The 16030-nt window shown below is 34.4% G+C and carries 13 protein-coding genes; 5 read left to right on the top strand and 8 right to left on the bottom strand.

The window, feature by feature from the left end; translation table 11 throughout:
* Window positions 1-38 precede the first annotated feature (38 nt).
* Window positions 39-362, bottom strand: a complete 324-nt coding sequence (locus tag IRZ99_RS02695; RefSeq protein ID WP_228518994.1) for a DUF6660 family protein — start codon at window positions 360-362, stop codon at window positions 39-41.
* Window positions 363-678: 316 nt separating this feature from the next.
* Here IRZ99_RS02695 and IRZ99_RS02690 point away from each other — a divergent pair, with 316 nt between their 5' ends.
* Both IRZ99_RS02690 and IRZ99_RS02685 read left to right on the top strand, forming a co-directional pair.
* On the top strand, window positions 679-1800 hold the full coding sequence (locus IRZ99_RS02690; protein WP_194655795.1) for a hypothetical protein: 1122 nt from the start codon (window positions 679-681) through the stop codon (window positions 1798-1800).
* A gap of 12 nt (window positions 1801-1812) precedes the next feature.
* The gene (locus IRZ99_RS02685; RefSeq protein WP_194655794.1) at window positions 1813-2586 is read left to right on the top strand and encodes a porin family protein; all 774 of its coding nucleotides are present in this window, start codon (window positions 1813-1815) and stop codon (window positions 2584-2586) included.
* On the opposite strand, the gene IRZ99_RS02680 is transcribed toward IRZ99_RS02685, so the two are convergent.
* The 5 genes from IRZ99_RS02680 to IRZ99_RS02660 form a co-directional block, all read right to left on the bottom strand.
* The gene (locus IRZ99_RS02680) at window positions 2583-3176 is read right to left on the bottom strand and encodes a chemotaxis protein CheB (protein ID WP_194655793.1); all 594 of its coding nucleotides are present in this window, start codon (window positions 3174-3176) and stop codon (window positions 2583-2585) included. The genes IRZ99_RS02685 and IRZ99_RS02680 overlap by 4 nt on opposite strands.
* The gene (locus IRZ99_RS02675) at window positions 3158-3967 is read right to left on the bottom strand and encodes a protein-glutamate O-methyltransferase CheR (protein WP_194655792.1); all 810 of its coding nucleotides are present in this window, start codon (window positions 3965-3967) and stop codon (window positions 3158-3160) included. The genes IRZ99_RS02680 and IRZ99_RS02675 overlap by 19 nt, the downstream gene beginning before the upstream one ends.
* Window positions 3968-3975: 8 nt before the next feature.
* Window positions 3976-4341 carry a response regulator gene (locus IRZ99_RS02670; protein WP_194655791.1) on the bottom strand — a complete coding sequence of 122 codons (366 nt, stop codon included), beginning with the start codon at window positions 4339-4341 and terminating at the stop codon, window positions 3976-3978.
* 129 nt (window positions 4342-4470) lie between these two features.
* Window positions 4471-8040 carry a response regulator gene (locus IRZ99_RS02665; RefSeq protein ID WP_194655790.1) on the bottom strand — a complete coding sequence of 1190 codons (3570 nt, stop codon included), beginning with the start codon at window positions 8038-8040 and terminating at the stop codon, window positions 4471-4473.
* Window positions 8041-8054: 14 nt separating this feature from the next.
* Window positions 8055-9269 carry a response regulator gene (locus IRZ99_RS02660; RefSeq protein WP_194655789.1) on the bottom strand — a complete coding sequence of 405 codons (1215 nt, stop codon included), beginning with the start codon at window positions 9267-9269 and terminating at the stop codon, window positions 8055-8057.
* Between the two features lie 312 nt (window positions 9270-9581).
* On the opposite strand from IRZ99_RS02660, the gene IRZ99_RS02655 reads away from it, so the two are divergent.
* Window positions 9582-10430, top strand: coding sequence for an SDR family oxidoreductase (locus IRZ99_RS02655; RefSeq protein ID WP_194655788.1), 849 nt, complete (start codon window positions 9582-9584; stop codon window positions 10428-10430).
* A 123-nt stretch (window positions 10431-10553) separates the two neighbouring features.
* Window positions 10554-10817: a SemiSWEET family sugar transporter gene (locus IRZ99_RS02650; protein WP_194655787.1), complete on the top strand. Its 264-nt coding sequence runs from the start codon at window positions 10554-10556 to the stop codon at window positions 10815-10817.
* 152 nt (window positions 10818-10969) lie between these two features.
* On the opposite strand, the gene IRZ99_RS02645 is transcribed toward IRZ99_RS02650, so the two are convergent.
* Together IRZ99_RS02645 and IRZ99_RS02640 are read right to left on the bottom strand one after the other, a co-directional pair.
* Entirely contained in the window at window positions 10970-11800 is an 831-nt protein-coding gene (locus IRZ99_RS02645) for a hypothetical protein (RefSeq protein ID WP_194655786.1), read from the bottom strand.
* A 422-nt stretch (window positions 11801-12222) separates the two neighbouring features.
* On the bottom strand, window positions 12223-12561 hold the full coding sequence (locus IRZ99_RS02640; protein ID WP_194655785.1) for a hypothetical protein: 339 nt from the start codon (window positions 12559-12561) through the stop codon (window positions 12223-12225).
* A 218-nt stretch (window positions 12562-12779) separates the two neighbouring features.
* Here IRZ99_RS02640 and IRZ99_RS02635 point away from each other — a divergent pair, with 218 nt between their 5' ends.
* Window positions 12780-15986, top strand: coding sequence for a PAS domain S-box protein (locus IRZ99_RS02635; protein ID WP_194655784.1), 3207 nt, complete (start codon window positions 12780-12782; stop codon window positions 15984-15986).
* Window positions 15987-16030: the final 44 nt, after the last annotated feature.

Here is a 16030-nt window from a genome sequence, read left to right as displayed (position 1 = left end):
AAGTCCACAACTCTCTAACCCGAACTAGCCGGGCATCATTATGCTATTTGAGGAGGCTGCCAAATGCTTCCGTAGAAATTGGAGGCAAAAACAGAATTATAATTAGGTAAAGCTTTTGAAATAATAGTAAAAGCCACAGGAAACTCAAAACTTTCAGAAAGCTGATAGCTCAAAATCTGCGCTCCGCAGCAATTGCAAGCGCAAAATGGAGAACACAAATCATTGTCCTTATCGTGTGAATGATTAGCTTCAGATGAAAACTGAGCTGTTTTATGCATAGCACTATTCACTTCCATATCTGCACAAGGCATATTTGAAAGTGCCATCAAATAAATTGATAATAGTATTGCTATCCATTTCATGATGGTAAAAATACTATTTATTTTTTATATTAAAATCTAAATAATTGAAATTGATATCTTTCCTAACCATTTTTTTTAATCACATACAGGTAATAAATTTTTATTTAAAAATTTTACTTTCTTAAAAAAGATTGCAAATGGTAAGAAAATTTATTTAACTTTAACAATAATTAACATATTGAACCAAATCAAATTTTAAAATACAAAAGCCTATTCAATTACAATACAGACTATAACATACATTTTTTTAAAGAATACATTAGTTACCTATTTATTTTTCGCAGTTCTATTAATAATTTTTATAACACTACAATCGATGAAATGTAATACACTAATATCAGCCTCACTATTATTCTTTAGCATGCAAATTTTTGGTCAGGTTTATACTGACAAAATAGTTGGTAAAAAAAATGAACAGCTCAAAGACAGTCTTAAAGTCGAAAAATACCCATATGCCTTACCTATCTGGGGAGAAAAAGTTGCTCAAAAAGGATATAAATTACCTTATTCTGCCGGAGTTTCTGTGAATTATTTTTGGCAGGAATCTGAAATTGTAATTAGCAACCTGGAAGTAGGTTTTAATAATGGTCCTCAATATAATTTAGATGAAATAGTACGATTCGATAAATCTACCGTAGAAGCTGGTGCACTAACCATCAGACCTGATATTTGGCTGCTTCCTTTCTTAAATATTTATGGAATTTTTGGAAAAGCCAAAACAGCTACTAAAATTAATGCCGGAATTTATGTTCCGGATGCCGATAATAACTGGTCTCAAATTGCAAGTTTTAGTACTAAGGCTAATTTTGATGCGACAACTTTTGGTTTGGGTATGACACCAACAATTGGTATTGGCGGAGGCTGGCTGGCATTGGATATGAACATGGCCTGGACCGATATTAGTTCTCTTGATAAACCTGCCTTCTCTTATGTTTTTGGTCCAAGACTAGGAAAAACTTTTAAATTACCTAAACCAGAAACCAATGTTGCTGTTTGGGTTGGTGCTTTTAGAGTACACATCAACGGTGATACTGACGGAAATATTCCATTATCTGATATGTTTGATTTAACTGGTCTTGAGGAAAAAGTAGATACCGGTTTCGCCAAAATAGAAGAAAACCAAACAAAAGTTGATACTTGGTGGGATGGATTATCTCCAGCACAACAAGCGAATCCTGTAAATATTGCCAAACATAATACTGCAGACAGAGCGCTTAGTAAAGCCAGCGATATTTTGACTTCTTTAGATGGCGCTTTGAGCACCGCTGAGTCTTCATCTGTGCAATATTCGCTGCAAAAAAGACCTAAAGACATGTGGAATTTCATTATTGGTTCTCAATACCAATTCAGTAAACATGTAATGTTTCGTGCTGAAGTTGGTTTCTTAGGTAGCCGTACACAAGCATTAGGCAGTCTTCAGTATCGTTTTGGACTTTAATCCATTAATCCTATGAAAAAAGGTTTATTATTACTTATCGCTTTCTTTTGTATAACATCAGCACAATCGCAAGTTTTAATTTCCTTGCTTTTTGGAGACAAACTGAACTCTCCTTTTCTAGAATTTGGTTTGGATGGTGGTGTCAATTTTTCGACGATTTCGAATATGGAAACCTCAGGCACTGAAGTGGGTTTTAATCTTGGATTTTACTTTGATATTCGATCTAAAAAAAATCCTGCCTGGATGATCAATACCGGTGTAATCGTAAAATCTCCTATGGGAGCGCATGGTCTACCCGTTTATTCTTTAGGTGATGCCAATTTAGATAATACTTTTGCCGGTGGAAAAGTGGATCGTGAGATACGTTATTTTAATGTTCCGATTTTAATTAAATATCAATTTAAAAATAATATTTATCTAAAAACGGGGCCACAGCTTGGATTACTGGCCAAAGCTTTTGATAAATTTCATAAAGATTATAATGGTGATGATGTGGAATATAAACACAACATTAGAGATCAAATACATGTTATCGATGCGGGAATTGCACTTGGGGCCGGTTATCATATGAATATCGGAAACGGGTTAAATATGACGGTTCAATATTATTACGGATTGGTTCCTGTAATGAAGGGAGATGGACCTGTACAATACAACAGATCTTTGTATGTAACAGCAGGTTTGCCAATAGGCCGTGGAAAAGCAGCCAGAAAAAAAGCAGAAAAAGAAGCCGAATTAAACCGTGTTATTCTGCCTGAAGAAGAAGCTCCAAAACCTGGAAATTAATCATTTGGGTTGTTGATAGAAATAATCAATTTTAAGATTTCATGATTGTGCAAAACAAAATGAGGTTCTGTATACAAAATAGCATTGTTAGGCATAAAAGGCATTTCGGCAGCCAACGGATTTTGAACTACAACAGTTCCTCCATGAGCCTGAATAGTCTGTAATCCAAACGTGCCATCAGTATTGGATCCAGATAATAAAATACCCACTAAAGATTCACCATAAATTTCTGCAGCAGATTCAAAAGAAACATCAATACTTGGCCTGCTAAAATTTACTTTCTCAGAAGTATCTAACGCTAATAAGTCATTTTTTTCAAATAATAAATGATAATTTGAAGGTGCCACATAAACAAAACCCGGCACCAATGGCGTTTTATCTTCAACAGGTTTTAAGGGTACATTCGATTTTAAATTAATTAAATCTTCCAGTGTCTGATCGTCAGTACTTTTTCGATGCAAGACGATAACCATTGCAAAACCATTTATTTTAGGTATTTCAGGCAAGATTTGCATCAATGCATTTAAACTTCCTGCAGATCCGCCTATTATCACCACTTTACAGCCTGATATTATTTCACTTTTCTCCATATCTTTTCCTTTTCAAACTGTTTGTATTTCGTTGGAGCAATCGAGTACTTTATGGTTTCTTTCGTTCCTAAAGCAAGAAATCCCAAAACAGCCAGACTTTCATCAAATAGATTAATGACTCTCTTTTGAAGATCGTTGTCAAAATAAATTAAAACATTACGGCATAAAATCATATCAAACTCATTAAAAGAAGTATCTGACACCAAATTATGCTGTGAGTAAACCATCTTTTCAGCGAGTTCTTCATTAAATTTTGCAATACCGTAATTGGCAGTATAATAACTCGAAAAATCTTCCAATCCACCAGCATCACGATAGTTTTCTGAATATTCTTTCATCATTCTTAACGGAAAAATTCCTTTTTTGGCTGTTTCCAAAACCGACGCATTAATGTCCGTAGCATAAATAAGCGATTTATGGAGTAAACCGGCTTCTTTAAGCATAATGGCCATGGAATAGACTTCTTCGCCTGTAGAGCAGCCTGCGTGCCATAATCTAATGAAAGGTTTGGTTCCGAGTAATGGTAAAATTTCTTTTCGTAAAACGTTATAAAAAGTGGGATCGCGAAACATCTCAGTTACATTTACCGTGATTTCGTCTACCATTCTTTTGTAATATTCAGGGTCATATCGAACTCTGGAAAGAAATTCATGAAAATGGGTAAATCCATCTAAATGAAAAAGTCTGTTCACACGTCTTTTCAATGAAGCTCTCGAATAACTTCCAAAATCAAAACCATAATATTCGTAAACATCATTAATAAGTGTTTCTAACTCGATATCTTCAATCATAATTCATCTCATATTTCCTTCAGCACCTGAAGTAATTTATCTACATCAACTGGTTTTGAAACGTAGGCATCTGCCCCAGCCTCCAAACATTTTTCTTTATCGCCTGTCATAGCCTGTGCCGTAACCGCAACTACAAAAGTCAATTTTCTTGACGGAATCGCTTTTATTAGCGGAATTGCCTCATAGCCATCCATTTCCGGCATCATCATATCGATTAAAATGGCATCAATGTGCTCGTCTGATTCTAATAATTTCAAAGCTTCTTCTGCACTTAAACAAGACAAACAATCGAATGATTTGGCACGTAAAGTATTTTCTAAAGCAAAAATATTTCTAGAATCATCATCAATAATTAAGAGTCTTTTTTTATTCATATTCTCCTGCTTTTAGTTTGTTTTTTATTTTTTGCCACTCCCGATAGCTATCGGGATTCACGGATTCACAATGTTTAATTTTAGAAAGAAACCCTTTAAATCTTTTAATCTATGGCAAAACTTTTTTAATTATATTTTATCATATAGCCAAACACGTAATAACGACAACAGTTGATCAATATCTACTGGTTTTGTTATGTAGTCTGAAGCTCCTGCTTTAATACATTTTTCCCTGTCGCCTGTCATTGCTTTTGCTGTTACGGCAATAAGTGGCAAATTCAGGAATTTAGGCATACTGCGAATTTTTTCGGCTGTTTCATAACCGTCCATATTTGGCATCATCATATCTAACAAAACAATGTCTGTGTCCGTATGTTCTCCTAAAATTTTAATGGCTTCTTTTCCATCAAAAGCGGTAATCACATTCATTTTAAAAACTTCTAAGGCTTTTGTCAATGAATAAATATTACGTACATCATCATCTACAATTAATACCTTTTTCTCAAACAGGATATTGTTAAGTAAATTTAGCTTTTTATGACTGTCTTTTTTGTCTTTTGGATCTTTTTTATCTTCAACTAAATGAAGGAAAAGCGAAACTTCATCGAGCATTCTTTGGTACGAATGCGCTGTTTTTACGATGATTGAATCGGCATATTTTTTAATCTTGACTTCTTCTTTAATAGACAAACTTTTTCCTGTAAAGACAATTACCGGTAAGTTTTCTAAGCCTGGATTTTTCTTTACGCCTTCCAGAATCTCATACGCTTGTTTATCCGGAATTCCCATATCCAGAATGACACAATCAATTTCTTTTTTATTCAGTGCATCCAACCCTTCTGAAACTTCACTTTTTATTTCCGAATTAATATTATAGCTCTCTAAGAAAAACGACAATGCTTTAGCATGTTTCGGATTGTCTTCGATAATCAGTACTTTTTGCGCTTCTTTATTAATAATACTTTCTATTCGAAGGAAAACTTCCGGAATTTTATCAAATGCCACCGGTTTATCTAAGAAATCTACCGCTCCTTTCAGTAAACTTTCCTGTTTCAATTTATGAGAAGACATAATGTGAACTGGAATATGTTTGGTTTGAGAATTGTTTTTTAATTCCTCCAAAACTTCCCAACCACTTTTTATCGGAAGTTCAATATCCAATAAAACGCCAACAGGCTTATAAACCAAAGCAAAATTTAAGGCATAGTCTCCCCTTACTGCAACAATTCCTTTATAGCCTTTTTTACGGGTGAAATTTAAAAGTGATTTAGCAAAATTGATATCATCCTCAACGATCAAAATTACTTTATCTCCTTCAAAAATTGCATTTCTGTCGTCTTCAATTTCATCCGGAATTACAGCACTTAAATACTTGTTTTTAGGTTTTTCCTCCATTTCCTCTTCCGTCGGTACAATTTCTAAAGGTGGTGCTTTTTCTACTTCAACCTTTTTGATACTAGATCCAAAAACAGGAACACATAAAGTAAATGTACTTCCTTCATTTTCTTTACTATGCAAAATTATTTCTCCTCGTAGTAATTTTGCCAGTTCACGACTGATTGATAATCCTAAACCAGTTCCTCCATATTTACGTTTTGTTGAACCATCTGCTTGTTGGAACGCCTCGAAAATTAAAGGTTGTTTCCCTAACGGGATTCCGATTCCGGTATCTTTTACGATAAAGCAAATAATTTTATCATCATCTGTATTTACTTTAATTTCTAAACTTACTGATCCTTTATCTGTAAATTTAATTGCATTTGAAATCAGGTTTTTAAGAATTTGTTCCAAACGCATTTTGTCTGTTTTGATGACAATTGGCGCTTCTTTAGAAATGATTTCAAATTTAATATTTTTCTCTTTTGCTACATGGCTAAACAGATTCCATAAATTATCTGTAATTTCTTTGGTCGAAACATCTAAAAATTCAAGATCCATTTTTCCGGCTTCAATTTTAGATAGATCCAGAATTTCATCAATTAAACCTAACAGACTATTTCCTGAACTCTGAATCACTTTTGCAAATTCAATTTCTTCAGGAACCATGCTTTTGTTATTGTTTTCAGATAACAAACGGCTTAAAAGTAAAATTGAATTCAGAGGCGTTCTCAATTCATGCGACATATTAGCTAAAAACTCTGACTTGTAGCGAGTTGTCAATTCTAATGCTTCTGATTTCTTCTGAATTTCATTATTTTTTTCTTCTAATAAAACACTTCTTTCAGATAATTCTTCGTTGGTTTGTTCCAGTTCTTCCTGTTGTACACGCAATTCTTCCTCAGATGCCTGAAGTTTTTCTGTTTGTGCTTCAAGCTCCGCATTTATTGCCTCTAATTCTGTATGTTGCGCTTGTAATTCCTCAGATTGAGATTTGGTTTCTTCCAATAACTCCATCACTCTCCTTCTATTTTGAGTCGATTTGATGGCAATTCCGATGTTGTTAGAAATCGTCTTTAAAAACTCAATTTGAAGATCAGAAAATCCATAAATGCTTGCTAATTCAACTGCGCCTTCAATTTTGGTATCCAACAAAGGAAACGCTATAATATGTGTTGGTTTTATTTGGCCTAAAGCATAATTAATCTGAATGTCATCTGGTGACAGCACTTTCAATTCAAGCAATTGTTTAGAAATAACTGCCTGTCCAATCAGGCCTTCTCCTTTTAGTATGTGCTCACGATTTTTACCTGGAATATAGCTGTATCCGCCAGAAAAATGAAGCTCATCTCCTTCTAATACATACAAAACTCCTGCGCTGCTGTTGGTATAATTACATAAAAACTCAATAACATCTTTTGATAATTTTTGAAGTGTTTTATCACCAAGCATTACGTTATTAAGGCTTGCAACTCCTGTTTGCATCCATTCTTTTTGTGATAATAACTCAAAAGAAGATTTCAAGGAAACTCCCATGTTATTCAACGATTCTCCGACGCTTCCCAACGCATCAGATTGCATATCATCTACGCGTATATCATAGTTTCCGTTTGAAATATTACTTGCAATTGTACTAATTGCTACAATTCTTTCAGCAGTTTCCTGATCCTTCTTTACTAATTCATTCTGAAGTACTAAACGTTCATTATAATCTTTTAAAATTCGGAACAAAAAGACAATTGAAATCACAAAAGCAATAATAAAGGCCACAACAATGAGAACTAAACTATAGGTTCCATAACGTTCTGAATTCTCGCCTCGTTCTTTTAGAAGCGTTTGTTCAATATTTTCAATACTTTTAATTTTTGCTCTTAAATCGTTCATCATTACCCGACCAGCATTAAGATCAAAAGTAACAGCGTCTTTGGCTAAGCGTTTTTTAACAATTTGATTGTTCAGATACTTAAAAAAACTATCTCTAAGCACTTTTAATTCTATTAACTGTTTTTGCTGATTTGGATTATCAACAGTCAGTTCCTGTACTTTTTCAAAATAATCATTAGATTTTGTCTCAGAATCACGGTATCTTTCAATAAACTGTTCATCTCCCGTAATGAGATAACCTCGCATGCTGGTTTGCGCTTCGGTTATAATGGCTGATCCTTCATTTAAATTGTAAATAACTTCCTGAGTGTGATTTACCCAATAATTACTATCCAATAAACTCTTTATACTAAAATAAGAGGCCGTAGAGGAGATCATTAATACCACTAATGAAACTAATGAACTGATTAATAAATTACGTTTAAAGTTGTTCTTCATGTTTTAAATTATAATTATTCGTATTTTAAAGGAAGGATAATAATAAAGCTGGCGCCCTCTCCTACCTGACTTTTTGCTGTGATTAACCCGTTGTGTTTTTCGATGATTTTTTTGGCAATTGCAAGACCAATTCCAGTGCCTTCATAGGTCTGACGATCGTTTAAGCTCTGGAAAATAATGAAGATACGATCCAGATAAATTTCATCGAACCCAATTCCGTTGTCCTTTACAACGATTCTGCAAAACTTTCCATCTGGGGCAACTGGGCTTTCAAAAGACTTTTCGGCAATAATTTCAGAAGTAACTTCAATTACCGGATGGTCAGTATTTCCTGAGAATTTAAGAGCATTTCCAATTAAATTCTGAAAGACCTGTCGCAACTGACTCGGAATACTATCTATTGTTGGAAGTTCGCTGGTTTTGATAGTTGCATTTTTTCGTTCAATCATATAATCAAAATCGGAAATTACTTCCTGAAGCACCACATTTAAATCTGTAGTTTCAGGTTTTACCTGCGATGACAACCTTGAATACGCCAGTAAATCGGTAATTAAAGTCTGCATTCTTTCAGCCGATTTTATCGTACGGTCAACATAATCAATTGCTTTTTCATCAGTAGTTAAATAAAGTTCTTTGATGATTTTGATAAAGATTTGAATCTTTCGGATAGGCTCATTTAAATCATGAGAAACAACCCATGAAAACTGCTGAAGTTCATGATTTCTAAGTTCCAGTTCTTCATTTTTTAAAACCAATTCTCTGGTTCTTTCTGCAATTTTGATTTCAAGGTTATCCTGAGCTTCTTTTCTGATTTTTATTTCTTTGGAAAGAAGGTCTTTCATTCCTTTCAATTCATTTTGCTGCTCGTAAATTTTTATGAATGTTTTTACTTTAAGAATAAGTAAATCAGAATCTACAGGTTTGGTAATGTATTCTACAGCACCGGTTTCGTAGCCTTTGAAAATGTATTTTTTTTCGATATTTAGTGCCGAAAGAAAAATAACCGGAATGTCTTTGGTACGCTTATTTCCGGAAAGAATTTTGACTACCTCGAAACCGTCAAGTCCGGGCATCTGAACATCCATGATGATAAGACAGTAGTTTGTCTTTAGGATCTTCTTCAGGGCTTCTTCTCCAGATTCAGCAGTGTCAACATCGATATCGTGCAATTCTAATGTCTTTTTTAAGGCAATTATATTTGCTCTTATATCATCTACAATTAATACCATGCTGTTGGGGTAAAGCGTTATGAATTAAAATTGTTAAGTTAAAATTCGATTCAGATAAAATTTTTGTTTTTTGAAATACTAAAACGGTGATTAGCTCGTTTCAGCGAAACTCCCAAATTTATAAAAAAAAACATCCGAAGGGTTTTATCGAAGCTGCCAATATGTTACATAATTCCCATGTGGAGTTTATAAAATATCCATGTCGATTCTTAAAAATACTTTTTATTGAGACAATCTTAAATTCAATTCAGTCAACCTTTTATTGGATGTATTTCTATTTTAGAGTCTTATTTATGGAGTAAATTTCTAGCTATGAAAAAGACAAAAACATTTCCGGAGCAAAAACAAAATCTTCCAGGAAACGAACATTTGATGCATCCGGAACCAGAAATTATTAGAGAAAACTACGTTGGAAGCGGAAAATTATTAGGAAAAGTTGCTCTTATAACCGGTGGTGACAGTGGTATTGGCCGAAGCGTAGCCGTTCATTTTGCCAGAGAAGGCGCCAATATCGCGATTGTGTATCTTAAAGAAGATAAAGATGCACAGGAAACAAAAGCATTAATTGAAAAAGAAGGACAGGAATGTTTGCTAATCAGCGGTGATCTGAAGGACGAGAAATTCTGCAAAAACGCTGTGAAAAAGTGCCATACTCATTTCAAAAAATTAAATATTGTAGTAAATAATGCTGCAACACAATTTCCTCAAAACGAACTGGAGAAAATAACCGCTTCGCAGCTTCACAAAACTTTCGAAACTAATATTTATCCCTATTTCTATATAACAAAAGCGGCCCTGCCTTTTTTAAAAGAAGGTGACACTATCGTAAATACTAGTTCGGTTACTGCCTATCGTGGCAGCGAACACTTAGCAGATTACGCCAGTACAAAAGGTGCAATAGTTAGTTTTACAAGGTCATTATCGACAATGCTGGCTAAAAAGAAAATACGCGTAAACGGCGTTGCGCCCGGGCCAATCTGGACACCATTAATTGTAGCCAGTTTCGATAAATTAGCCGATTTCGGAAAAGACAATCCAATGGAAAGAGCCGGCCAGCCCTCAGAAGTTGCGCCTGCCTATGTGTTTCTGGCCTGCGAAGACAGCAGTTATATTACAGGACAATTTATTCATATTAACGGTGGAGAACTAGTGGGGGGCTAAATTTTGTTTCAGGTTTCAGGTTTCAAGTTTCAGGTTTCAGGTTTCAGGTTGCCTACTTTGCAATTACATTAATACCTTAGAACCATAGTACCTCAGAACCTTAGCTCCTTTAAAAATAAAAAAATGAACTACATAGACATTATCGGATTATTTGCAGGGACTTGTGTCACTATATCGGTGATTCCTCAGATTCTGAAGGTTTGGAAAACCAAAAAAGTTAAGGCGATTTCGCTCAAAACTTTCAGTATTCTTACTTTCGGAATTATGGTATGGATTGTCTATGGCATTCTGAAAAATGATTTGCCGATAATAATAACCAATAGTGTTTCACTTTGTCTGAATCTCGTTATGGTTTATTTTATTATTTATTATGAGAAAGAATCTTAGAAAAAAGGTTCTGAGGTTCTGAGTTGCTGAGGTACTACACGTATGTGATATAAAAATCTTAGAACCTTAGTTCCTTTAAATAAAAAAAACAGCTCAATAAAAGCTGTTTTTTTTTTCGTAAGATCGAATGTATCGACAATATGTAATGCTTATCAGCTAGCTAATTTTTGATTGTATGGCTTAAATGACAAATGGTATTTCTCTTTGAAAATACGTGGCAGATAGTTTCGGCTTGCTAATCCTGCGGCATGCCATACTTCTGCGATATTAATATTCGAAATTCTTTTGATTTCGTTGATTTGTCTTGTTGCCAAATGTAATATTGGATCAAAAGTTGTCATATAGTTATAACTATGTTGAGCTATCTCCATCTCCAGAATACTGTTTAGGATACTTTTTTGAAGTAAACTTCTAACAATTCCTTTTTGAGGCATCTTAGTTAGTTCTTGTAATTTCTCCGCAATTTTTTGATTTTTTGTTCCGATATATAAATATTGCCCTGAATCTGTAGTGAATCTTTTTTTAAGTTGAGAAACCATTTCAGTATTTTCTTCTGCAACAGAAACCACTGTTGGCATTCCGACTAATGAAAACTGAATCGGTTTGTGGCTTTCAAAAGATAATACGCTATTTATAACCGATGTATTATTCAAAACAGCTGTCTGATTGCTTTTAATTTTTCTTTGCGTTCCATTCGCACCAAAACTGTGTGTTAAGATACCTTTTTCGCAATAAGCAAAAAATACAGGTGCAGTTTGAAGCGATTCAATACTTAAAGTGACATCGTGATTAAAAACAAGATCAAAATTCACATAAGACATTTCTTTTTCAAAGCGAACAGCCTTGATAGTACCTCTCGCCCATTTTGATTTTATATTTAATGTGTATTCATTATTGTTTACAACTAATTCACCATCAAAACTATCTTTAAGATCATTAAAAATAGTATTGAATCCTCCAGTATTTAAGTATAGTTTTTTCATCTTGGTTTGAATAAAGTGGTTAGTACATATTTACGTACAAAACTTTTTTATGGTTTTACTTTGTTATTTTGATATTTCAAAGTTCGTACATATTGCAAATCAATTTATTACACAATTTTGGAGAGAACTTTCATAATTACTAGAAGAGAGGTTCAAAGGTTCATAGGCTCAAAGCGACAAAGGTTAAAACTTACGTAATAAAGGTTATTTGTTTTGCAACGAAAACCAAAATAAAACAGAGATAACACATCAAAAAGGGACAAAGGCGCAGAGGAACAAAGGCGCAAAGGCTCCTCCCAATATTGAAAGCCTTTGAACCTTTGCCCCTATGAACCTTTGAACCTCAAAAAAAAACAGCTGCCTTCAGAAAAATCCGAAAACAGCTGCTTCTCAGCAAAATAAAAATACCTACTTAAATTATCTTACGTAAGTTTTTGGACGTCTGCATTTACAGAATAATTATCCTCTGGAATATCTTTAAAGAATTCAGCTTCTTCTAAATCGGCGGTTGGGCCGTATCCCATTAAATGAGTTCCTTTTTTTTGATCACCCGTTTCTATTACATATAAAATAGACATATCATCAGGGTCGCTCATACCTTCGTAACGATGATGGGCAACTATAAAAATTTCTTCTGGTTTATAAGCGTATTTTGTTTCCGAGTCTAATAAACAGCCGTTTTCAAACAAAAAATTTGCCGTGTAACCTTCTTCCTGATATTTTCTGATATAATCGGTTTCGTGTTTTTGTTCTTTTTTCATGACTTAATTTTTTAAGCGAGATTGTTTTGTAAATCTTTGTTTTATCAAATTTCATCATAGATCACAAATAAAATTAACTCAATAGATTTAAATCTTACCTCAATTAAAAAAAGCGAAATCAAAATCAATATTATTTTCTAATTTTAACAATCCCTTAAATTATTTAGGGATTACTATAATTAAAACGTACTATTCTTTACAATAAAACCAAAATTTTAATGACCAATATAAATCAGGATTTTCTTGCTAAGGGCGGTGAAATGGGCGCACTGACACGTGCCAAAGACTGGAGTAAAACGGCAGTCGGTCCAGTCGAATCGTGGCCACAAAGTTTACGCACTACGTTAGGAATTCTTTTAAACTCTAAATTCCCCATGTTCTTATTTTGGGGACCGGAACATATTTGCTTTTATAATGATGCTTATCGCCCAAGTCTGGGAATGGAAGGAAAACATCCTTTTATCTTAGGTGAAAAAGGAGCCGATTTCTGGCCCGAAATCTGGGATTTTATCAAACCCTTAATCGATCAGGTTCTGACTGAAGGTGAAGCAACCTGGCACGAAGATCAATTTCTGCCCATCTATCGCAACGGAAAAATGGAAGATGTTTACTGGACTTTTAGTTATAGTCCTGTAAATAATGATTCGGGGAAAATTGACGGCGTCTTAGTGATTTGCAATGAAACGACAGACAAGGTAAAAATGTTGAATAAATTAGAAGAAAGCAATACCCGCTATCTTAATAACATTTTGCAAACTCCAAGCGCCATGTGCGTTTTTAGAGGGCCTGAATTTATAGTAGAAATTGCCAATGATCTTATGCTGGAATTATGGGGAAAGAAAAATAGTCAAGTACAAAACAAACCTATTTTTGAAGCCTTACCTGAAGTAAAAGGACAAGGCTTGGAAACCATTCTTGATACTGTATACCAAACGGGAGAAAAATTTGAAGCGCACGAACGACTTGTAAAATTACCCCGTGAAAGCGAAATTGAAGATGTATATGTTAATTTTGTGTATGAAGCTTTAAAAGAAGCTGACGGAACCATTTCAGGCATTGTAGCAGTAGCGAATGATGTTACGGCACAAGTAATCGCACGAAATACTGTCGCAGAAAGCGAAAAAAGATTTAGAAACATCGTAAAACAAGCACCACTCGGAATTGCGATTCTAAAAGGCAAGGATCTAATTGTTGAAATGGCCAATCCTACTTATTTACAAATTGTAGATAAACAAGAAAATGAAATTTTAGGACACCCTATTTTCAAAATGGTGCCGGAGGCCAAAGACACTGTTTATCCTTTGCTTTTACCTGTTTATGAAACCGGAATTCCCTATCATACTGATGAACTTTCGGTAACCTTAAATCGCTATGGCAAAGAAGAATTATGTTATTTTAATTCGGTTTTTCATCCATTACGAGATGAAAACAATATTGTTTCCGGAATAATAATCGTTTCTTACGAAGTTACAGAAGCTGTAAAGGCAAGACATCTTTTGGCAGAAAGTGAAAAAGCATTTCGTCAGATTGTTATTGAGTCCCCAATTGCAATGGCCATCTTTAGAGGTAAAAATCATGTTGTAGAAATGGCTAATAATGCCATGATGAAAGCCATTTGGCAAAAAGAAGAAAGTGAAACTATTGGAAAGCCAATTCTTGAGATTTTTCCTGAATTACTAGAACAAAAGTATCCTGAATTACTAGACAATGTGATAAAAAACGGCGAAATTATTCGTGAATATGAAGCTATCGCTTATGTCGATATAAAAGGAGAACTTAAAAAGTTTTATCTCGATTATCAATACACGCCTTTGTTTGAGCAAGACGGAAAAGCATCTGGTATAATGGTTACCGTAAATGACGTAACCCAAAAAGTCGATGCCCGTAAGAAACTGGAAGATGTTGAACAAAGAGCCCGTTTAGCGGCTGAAATTGCCGAAATTGTAACCTGGGATCTAAATGTTCCGACTCAGGAATTAATTTATTCTGAAAATTTACCCGCACTTTTTGGTCATAAAAAAAACAAGAAATTAACAAGACCGGATATCCTACATCAAATTCATCCCGATGATCTTTCTATTTTAGAAAAAGCCTATAAAGTCGCGCTTAAAACCAGTATTTATAAATACGAAGCTCGAATTATAAAACCTGATCATTCTATTGCGTGGATTAAAGCGCACGGAAAAATATTCTTTGATGATAGCAGCGACCCTACCCAAATGATTGGTACTATCATTGATATTACAGATGAAAAGAACAGCCAGCAAATTCTAATGAAAAGCGAAGAGAAATTCAGGCTTCTTGCCGATTCTATGCCGCAGTTTATCTGGACTGGTGACGAAATGGGAAATCTGAATTATTTCAACAAATCAGTTTATACGTTTTCTGGTTTATCTGAAAAAGAAATTGACAAGGACGGCTGGTTGCAAATTGTACATCCTGATGATCGCGAGGTAAACATAAACAAATGGATGGAAGCGATAAAAACCGGAAACGACTTTTTGTTAGAGCATCGTTTTCGTCGTTATGATGGTGAATACAGATGGCAGTTAAGCCGTGCTATTGCTCAAAAAGACGAAGAAGGAAATACACAAATGTGGGTGGGAACAAGCACGGATATTCACGATCAGAAAAACTTTACCGACAAACTCGAAAAAGAAGTTTCTGAAAGGACGGCTCAACTCGAACTGAAAAACAGGGATTTAATCAATATGAATATCGAGCTGCAGTCTTTTGCCTATATCTCTAGTCATGATTTGCAGGAACCACTTCGGAAAATTCAAACTTTTGCCAGTCGTTTAGCGGATTTGGATGATGAAAACATTTCGGCGAAAGCCAAAACTTATTTAAACCGAATTGAGGTTTCCGCCAAAAGAATGCAAACCCTGATACAAGATCTTCTTGCCTACTCCAGAACCAATTCTGCCGACAGGGTTTTTGTAAAGACAAATCTGGACGAAATTGCCGAGGAAATACAAAGTGATTTCTCTGAACGAATTGAAGAAACGAATGCAGTAATAGAGTTTGATCCTTTAGGAGAAGCAACTGTTATTCCGTTTCAGTTTAGACAATTACTTCATAACCTCATCGGAAATTCTTTGAAGTTTTCTAAAAAAGGCGAAGCGCCGCATATTGAAGTCAGAGCCAATAGACTTAAAGGAAAAGAAATCGAAATGCCGGTTATTTATCCTGAAAAAATGTATTATCATTTGACAATATCGGATAACGGAATTGGTTTTGATGCTGAATATAAAGAACGAATCTTTGAAGTTTTTCAGAGACTAAATACTGAAAGTGAGTTTTCGGGTACCGGAATTGGTTTAGCAATTGTCAAAAAGATTGTCGAAAACCATAAAGGTATTATCACTGCGCATAGTGAAAAAGGAAAAGGTGCAACATTCGAAATCTATTTACCTGAATTGTAAAATAAAAAAAACACATAAGCCAAAAGTACTTATGTGTTTTTATA

The organism is Flavobacterium sp. LC2016-12, from assembly GCF_015351595.1.
In the GTDB taxonomy this organism is placed as follows: Bacteria; Bacteroidota; Bacteroidia; order Flavobacteriales; family Flavobacteriaceae; genus Flavobacterium.
This window is presented reverse-complemented; position numbering and strand designations above follow the sequence as displayed.